Annotated in this window: 2 protein-coding genes and 8 pseudogenes; 4 read left to right on the forward strand and 6 right to left on the reverse strand. The window is 67.0% G+C overall.

Annotation, left to right across the window (positions count from 1 at the left end; all coding sequences use genetic code 11):
* Positions 1 to 116: 116 nt before the first annotated feature.
* From ABZ624_RS41765 to ABZ624_RS41790, 6 genes and pseudogenes are all read right to left on the reverse strand, one after another.
* Positions 117 to 985 (reverse strand): annotated as a pseudogene (locus ABZ624_RS41765) (IS5 family transposase).
* Positions 986 to 1,513: 528 nt separating this feature from the next.
* Positions 1,514 to 2,193, reverse strand: a pseudogene (locus tag ABZ624_RS41770) (transposase); the annotation flags it as partial.
* Between the two features lie 106 nt (positions 2,194 to 2,299).
* A pseudogene (locus tag ABZ624_RS41775) lies at positions 2,300 to 2,518 on the reverse strand (IS5/IS1182 family transposase); the annotation flags it as partial.
* Between the two features lie 28 nt (positions 2,519 to 2,546).
* Positions 2,547 to 2,624 (reverse strand): annotated as a pseudogene (locus ABZ624_RS41780) (hypothetical protein); the annotation flags it as partial.
* Positions 2,602 to 3,060 (reverse strand): transposase family protein, encoded by a 459-nt coding sequence (locus ABZ624_RS41785; protein ID WP_360100776.1) that lies wholly within the window; start codon positions 3,058 to 3,060, stop codon positions 2,602 to 2,604. The pseudogene ABZ624_RS41780 and the gene ABZ624_RS41785, both read right to left, overlap by 23 nt.
* A 17-nt stretch (positions 3,061 to 3,077) precedes the next feature.
* Positions 3,078 to 3,226: pseudogene (locus ABZ624_RS41790) on the reverse strand (transposase); the annotation flags it as partial.
* A 206-nt stretch (positions 3,227 to 3,432) separates the two neighbouring features.
* Here ABZ624_RS41790 and ABZ624_RS41795 point away from each other — a divergent pair.
* From ABZ624_RS41795 to ABZ624_RS41810, 4 genes and pseudogenes are all read left to right on the forward strand, one after another.
* Complete coding sequence (locus ABZ624_RS41795; protein ID WP_360100779.1) at positions 3,433 to 4,662, forward strand: cytochrome P450; 1,230 nt, start codon at positions 3,433 to 3,435, stop codon at positions 4,660 to 4,662.
* Positions 4,663 to 4,689: 27 nt separating this feature from the next.
* Positions 4,690 to 4,878, forward strand: a pseudogene (locus tag ABZ624_RS41800) (ferredoxin); the annotation flags it as partial.
* A gap of 413 nt (positions 4,879 to 5,291) precedes the next feature.
* Positions 5,292 to 5,372: pseudogene (locus tag ABZ624_RS41805) on the forward strand (winged helix-turn-helix domain-containing protein); the annotation flags it as partial.
* A gap of 133 nt (positions 5,373 to 5,505) precedes the next feature.
* Positions 5,506 to 5,766: pseudogene (locus tag ABZ624_RS41810) on the forward strand (DDE endonuclease); the annotation flags it as partial.
* Between the last annotated feature and the right edge of the window lie 85 nt (positions 5,767 to 5,851).

A 5,851-nucleotide genomic window follows, 5' to 3' on the forward strand; every position in this document is an offset into this window, starting at 1 on the left:
GCGATCTCCCACAGCCCGTCCGGAACAATCCAACTCCACGTACCCCGCCCCATAGACGGACCAACGAGCGATCACCACATAGGACACCGTCTTAGAGGTCGTTTCATCCCGGTGTTTTATCCCGGAATCTCATGCTTGGTCTGTGGTGTCGGATCGCGCCAAGAGATGGTGTTCTCGCCGGTGAGACGGCGGGCCATGAGGTCGGTCATGGCAAGGTGAATCATGGCCTCGGAGCGGGCGGGCAGGGTCTCATAGTCACGGGCGAGACGTCGGTGGAGCGTCAGCCAGCCGTAGGTCCGCTCGACCGCCCACCGCTTCGGGATGGGGGCGAACCGCCTGGCCCCAGGGGTGCGGGCGGTGATTTCCATGTCGATGCCGAGGGTGGCTGCGTGCTCGACGAGGTACTGGCGGTAGCCGCCGTCGACCCACACCTTGCGGATGCCGGGGTGTTCGGCGGCGACCTGGTCCAGGAGCCGGGTGTCGGCGACGGAGTCCTGCACGTCGCCGCGGTGACCAGCACGGCCAGCAGGAGACCGACGGTGTCGGTGACGATGCTCCGCTTCCGCCCGACGATCTTCTTCCCGGCGTCCACGCCCTGGCTGGAGGCATGAACGCTGCCGGAGGTCTTGACGCTCTGGGTGTCGATCACACAGGCCGATGGCTCGGCGTCCCGCCCCTCCTTCTCCCGCAGCAGCCGCCTGAGCAGGCCGTTGAGCTGAGCGAACACTCCTTCCTGCTGCCACTTGGCGAAGTATCCGTAGACTGTGTTCCAGTGCGGGAAGTCGTGCGGGAGATAGCGCCACTGGACCCCGGTGCGGTCCACATACAAGATCGCGTCCATGATGTCGCGCAGATCATGCTCGGGCGGCCGGCCGAAGTCCAGGGCCCTGCCGCGGCGCTCGAAGCGCCAGGCCGAGAGCACCGGCTCGATCAACTCCCAGCGGGCATCGGACAGATCACTCGGATACGGGCGTCGCGTCGGCATGCTTCCGGCGTATCACCGCGGACCAAGTGCGCCCAGGCGCATAGCAGCGGCGGCAGAAGCACCCAGCCAGGAAGACCGGGCGTCCTGGGATGAGACAGGAACAAGCCGCCTCCCGCCCCACCCATCACCCCGCCCAGCACAAAGGCCCCGACCACATCCCGCTACCTCTTCCGCACCGCAATCCCACACTCCAAGGACTTCCCTATATCCAGGCAATACAGATGAAAACGACCTCTTAGAGGGCGTTTACAGGTCAGGCCCTACATGCGGCTCTCGCCCCTGCCATGCTTTGAGGGCTTTCATCCCGTAGGCTTCGAATGGCCTTTCCCGGGGTGGAGGCTTGGTCATCCGTCTCGTTCGCTTCTACATCTAGCCTCCCCGTTTCGCTTCGAGTGGTTGAGCTGGGGTGATGGCGGAGGACTGGTGCTGTCGGCCCTGGTCGGTGAGTGGGCATGGCTTGGGCCCTACGCTCGGGCCGGGGTCTCCAACGGGTTCCTCGGTGGTGGGTGGGCAGGGATAGTGCGCAGGTCAGGTGACCGGTCGCGGTAGTGCGGTGAGGCGGGCGAAGGCGGTGATTAGTTCGTGACGCCAGGGCCAGGTCGCGGCGATCCGCAGGCGAAGGCGGCGGCCGCCGCGAGTGATGCGGGCGGCTGCGTGCAGCAGCCGGCAGCGCAGCTTCTTCGGCTCGGCGGTGGCCAACTCCCCTTCCACCAGCAGGGTCTGGGTCCAGGCGAGCAGGGCGGTGGCGGTCAGGGACAGCTCCAGCCACCCTTGGTTGAGGGTGAAGTGGCGGGAGGGGAAGCGGCCGAAGCCGGTGGTCTTTCCGCAGCGGATGCGGTCCTCGACGCGTGCGTGCGCGCGGTGGCGGACTTCCAGGTGCTGCAGCGGGCCTTCGCCGTAGGGCGTGTCGGTCAGGAAGACCTGGTGGCGCATGCCCTCATCGAGGTCGAACAGGGATGGTTGGGCTCCGGGTGCGGGCGCTCGCGGTGGACGATGATCCGGGTGCCGTCGGGGTAGCCGTCCAGGTCGACCATGCCGGTCAGCTCGGCGACCTCGGCGTCGGCGCGGAGGGTGCCGTCCTGCTCCAGCGCGGGGTGCCAGACCTTGTCGGGCAGGGCGCGGATCGCGCGGCGGACCGGCTCGGTGACGGGATGTCCGACCGAGAAGGATATGTGGACGCCTCGGGCGCGCAGGGCCCGCAGGTGAGCCTGGAGGGTTATTCACGTGGGGCTCACCAGCCCCTTTGTAGAAGGCGAGTGCGGTGACGGTCGTGACGATGTTCGGGAACCGGTTGAGGGGGCCGCGGTAGCGGGTGGCGAGGACCTTCCAGTCCTTCAGATGGGCGATCGCGCGTTCGACAGCGGCGCGCAGCCCGCCGAGGGGCCGGTTGAACATCTTGTCCCCTTGGGGACGTTGACGGCCGGGTGGTTTGCGTCGGCCGGTGAGCAGGCCCGTGCCGACGTAGCCCAGATCCCTGATAGTGTCCCGGCCTGCGAAGATCTCCGGGAGCGGACTGGCGCCAGGCGAAGGCATCGTGCCGGCTGCCGGGCACCGGCGCGGAGACCGCGAGCAGGTCCCCGGCGAGGGTGGCGGCGACCTGCAGGTTGAAGCCGGTGTCACGATGCTTGCCGGAGAACAGCGCGGTCCTCGCTTGCCCAGTCCCACGTCGGTATCAGCGTTCCGTCGACCAGCACGATCCGTCCCGCCGACACCTCGGCCGGATCGGGGACGTGGGCCTGGAGGGCCTTCTCCACCACGGGAAGCAGCATGGTCCAGCGGCGGGAGACAGTGGACTGGCTGATGCCGAACAGCTCCGCAGCCGCTTCCTGCACCGGGTTATGCCGCAGCAGATACAGCACGAGGACCACCGACTTGTACAGCCCCGGCGCCCGCAGCTGCTCCGGCCGCGGCCCCGGCGTCTCCGTCCGCAGCTCCGCGTGCACGCGGGCCACCAGCCCGGTCAGTTGCTCCTCATCCAGCCCTGTCGTAACGTTCCAGCCCAACGGCCCTGCCCGGTGGCAATCTGACGTCGTCGCAAACGCCAGGCTATCGAGCAAGGCCGCCTTGCTGATCAAGAAAACCAACCCCGTGAAGCCCTCAGGAAGAAGGCCCGTTTGAGCTGCTTGTTCCTCACCGGGACGGTTGTTCGCCGCGCATCGAGGAGCCCGAGCTCCGGGCGAGACCCGCATAGGCGGCGAGGTGGCCAACGGTCAGGAACGTGCTGCCGTCGCCGACCTCGATCCGCCCGGTACAGCTCGAAGGCGTTCGCCGACGGATGCCGCAAAGCCGGGACCCGCGATCGGCTACCTCCTGCCCGGGTCGCGAGCGGGAAAGAGCAATTGCGCATAACTTATGACTGGTGATCCGCCGACCTCGACTCGTATAGTCGTCTCTGGTACCGAACGCTGTTAGGGATCTTTACCGACCTCTACTGCTGAGGGGCACGTATGGCCGACGAATTGGCGGACACGCCGACTGAGGCGCTCGAATACCCGATGCCCAGGGCGGCCGGATGTCCCTTCGACCCGCCCCCGGCTCTGCGGGTCCTCCAGGCGGGCAAGCCCATTTCCAGGGTGCGCATTTGGGACGGCACCAGCCCGTGGCTGGTCACCCGTTACGATCACCAGCGAACTCTGCTCGGTGACCCGCGGATCAGCGCCGACAGCTCACGTCCCGGTTATCCGCACCGCAGCGCAGGGGCTCAGGCAGGTGCCTCGGCTCGCCGCACGTTCGTTACCATGGACGACCCGGAGCACGCCCGCTTCCGGCGCATGGTGACGGCGCCCTTCGCCATCAAGAGGGTCGAGGCCCTGCGACCGTCGATCCAGAACGCCGTCGACAACCTGATCGACACCATGCTCGCCGCACCAAAGCCGGTCGACCTGGTCGAGGCATTCGCGCTGCAACTCCCCAGCCTGGTTATCTGCGAGCTGCTCGGCGTGCCGTACGAGGACCACGCCCTCTTCCAGCGCAGCACGAAAATCATCGTCCGCCACACCTCGACACCCGACGAGGTCCTCGCGGCAATCACGACACTCATCGACTACCTCGACGATCTCCTGGACGTCAAGCGTGCCCAGCCCAGAGAGGATCTGCTGTCCACGCTCGTCACGGAGCAGGTGATCACCGGCCAGATGACACAGCGGGACGCCGTAAAGATGGTCCGCCTCCTGCTCAGCGCTGGCCACGAGACCACGGCGAACATGATTGCGCTCGGCACCCTCGCCTTACTGCAGCACCCAGACCAACTCGCCCTCCTGCGCGACACCGAGGACCCCAAGGTCGTGGCCGGGGCGGTGGAGGAGCTGCTGCGGTACCTGACCATCATCCACTCCGGGCTCCGCCGTACGGCACTTGAGGACATCGAGATCGGCGGCGAGGTCATCCGCGCCGGCGACGGCGTCATCCTCGCCGGTCACATCGCCAACCGTGATCCGGAGGCCTTTCCCGACGCCTACCAGCTCGACATCACCCGTGATGCCCGGCACCACGTCGCCTTCGGTTACGGCGTGCACCAGTGCCTCGGCCAGCCGTTGGCTCGCATCGAGCTCCAGGTCGTCTTCGGCACCCTGTACTCCCGGATACGGACCCTGGAACTGGCCACTGCCGTGGACCGGCTGGAGTTCAAGCACGATGGCATTGTCTACGGCGTCTACGAACTCCCCGTCACCTGGTAGCATCCCCCGATCAGAATGAGGAACCTCGTGCGTGTGGAAATCGACCAGGCCCGGTGCGTCACCTCTGGACAGTGCGTTCTGGCGGCTCCTGAGATCTTCGACCAGGACGACGACGGTATAGTCGAGGTGCTGAACCACCATCCGGATTCCCCACAGTATGATGGCGTGAGGGATGCGGCGGTGTTCTGCCCCGCCGCAGCGATCCGGTTGGTGGAAGAGGAAGGTCCCCCCAGGCCGGTTACTGAGGTTTGCGGGTCGTCGTCGGGTGGTGACGGTTCGTGATCCCTGCGGTATGCCGGTGGGTTGAGGTATCCGGAGGGTGGGGGCCTGACCGCTGAGCGGCGGGCGTTTCGTGAGGGGATCCGGCTGCAAGCCGGCGAGAGGTTCGCGGCGGGTGAGAAGACCGTGGTGATCGCAAAAGACCTGCGGGTGAGCGTGCGGTCGGTGGAACGCTGGTGCCGTGCCGTGCCCGGCGCGAGGGCGGAGTGGAGGCCCTGCGTTCCGCGGGTCCGGCGAACTCCCCGACCGTCACCGATGCTCAGTTCGCCGTACTCGAGGAAGAACTCGGCAAGGGTCCCTCGGAGCACGGCTTCGAAGACCAGCGTTGGACCCTGGCCCGGGTCCAGACCGTGATCCGCCGTCGCTTCAGGCTGAATCTGTCGGTGGCGACGGTGTGGCGGCTGCTGAAACGGCACGGCTGGTCCTGGCAGGCACCGGCCCGCAGAGCACTCGAACGTGACGAGCACGCGGTGGAACTGTGGAAGAAGGAGGTCTGGCCCGAGGGAAAGCCTCGCAGCGGAGCACGGGGCCTGGATCCTCTTCGAGGACGAACCCGGCTTCTCGGTGACGCCACCCCCTGCCCGCACTTGGGGCAGGCGCGGGCACACTCCTGTGATCCGGGTGAGGGGCACGTCCCGCCGCCGGACCTCGATCGCGGCCCTGTGCTGCTACAAACCCGGCGAGAGGAGCCGTGTCATTTACCGGCCGCTCACGCATCTCCTGCTGAAGGGTGCCCGCAGGAGCTTCTCGTGGAAGGACTACCGCGACCTGCTGGTGCGGGCACACATCCAGTTCGGCGGCCCGACCGTGGTTATCTGGGACAACTGTGAGACTCGTGGGGCGTCGTCCGGGGCCAGGGTCTGACCCGTGGGACAACTGGCCAGGCTGCCTTGTTGAGGATCTGTCGGCC

It is taken from the genome of Streptomyces sp. NPDC007205, assembly GCF_040634095.1.
GTDB lineage: Bacteria > Actinomycetota > Actinomycetes > Streptomycetales > Streptomycetaceae > Streptomyces.

What these genes read in the sequence shown, in the direction of transcription:
- ABZ624_RS41795 (WP_360100779.1), top strand. Translation starts at nt 3,433, where the DNA reads ATGGCCGACGAATTGGCGGACACGCCGACTGAGGCGCTCGAATACCCG.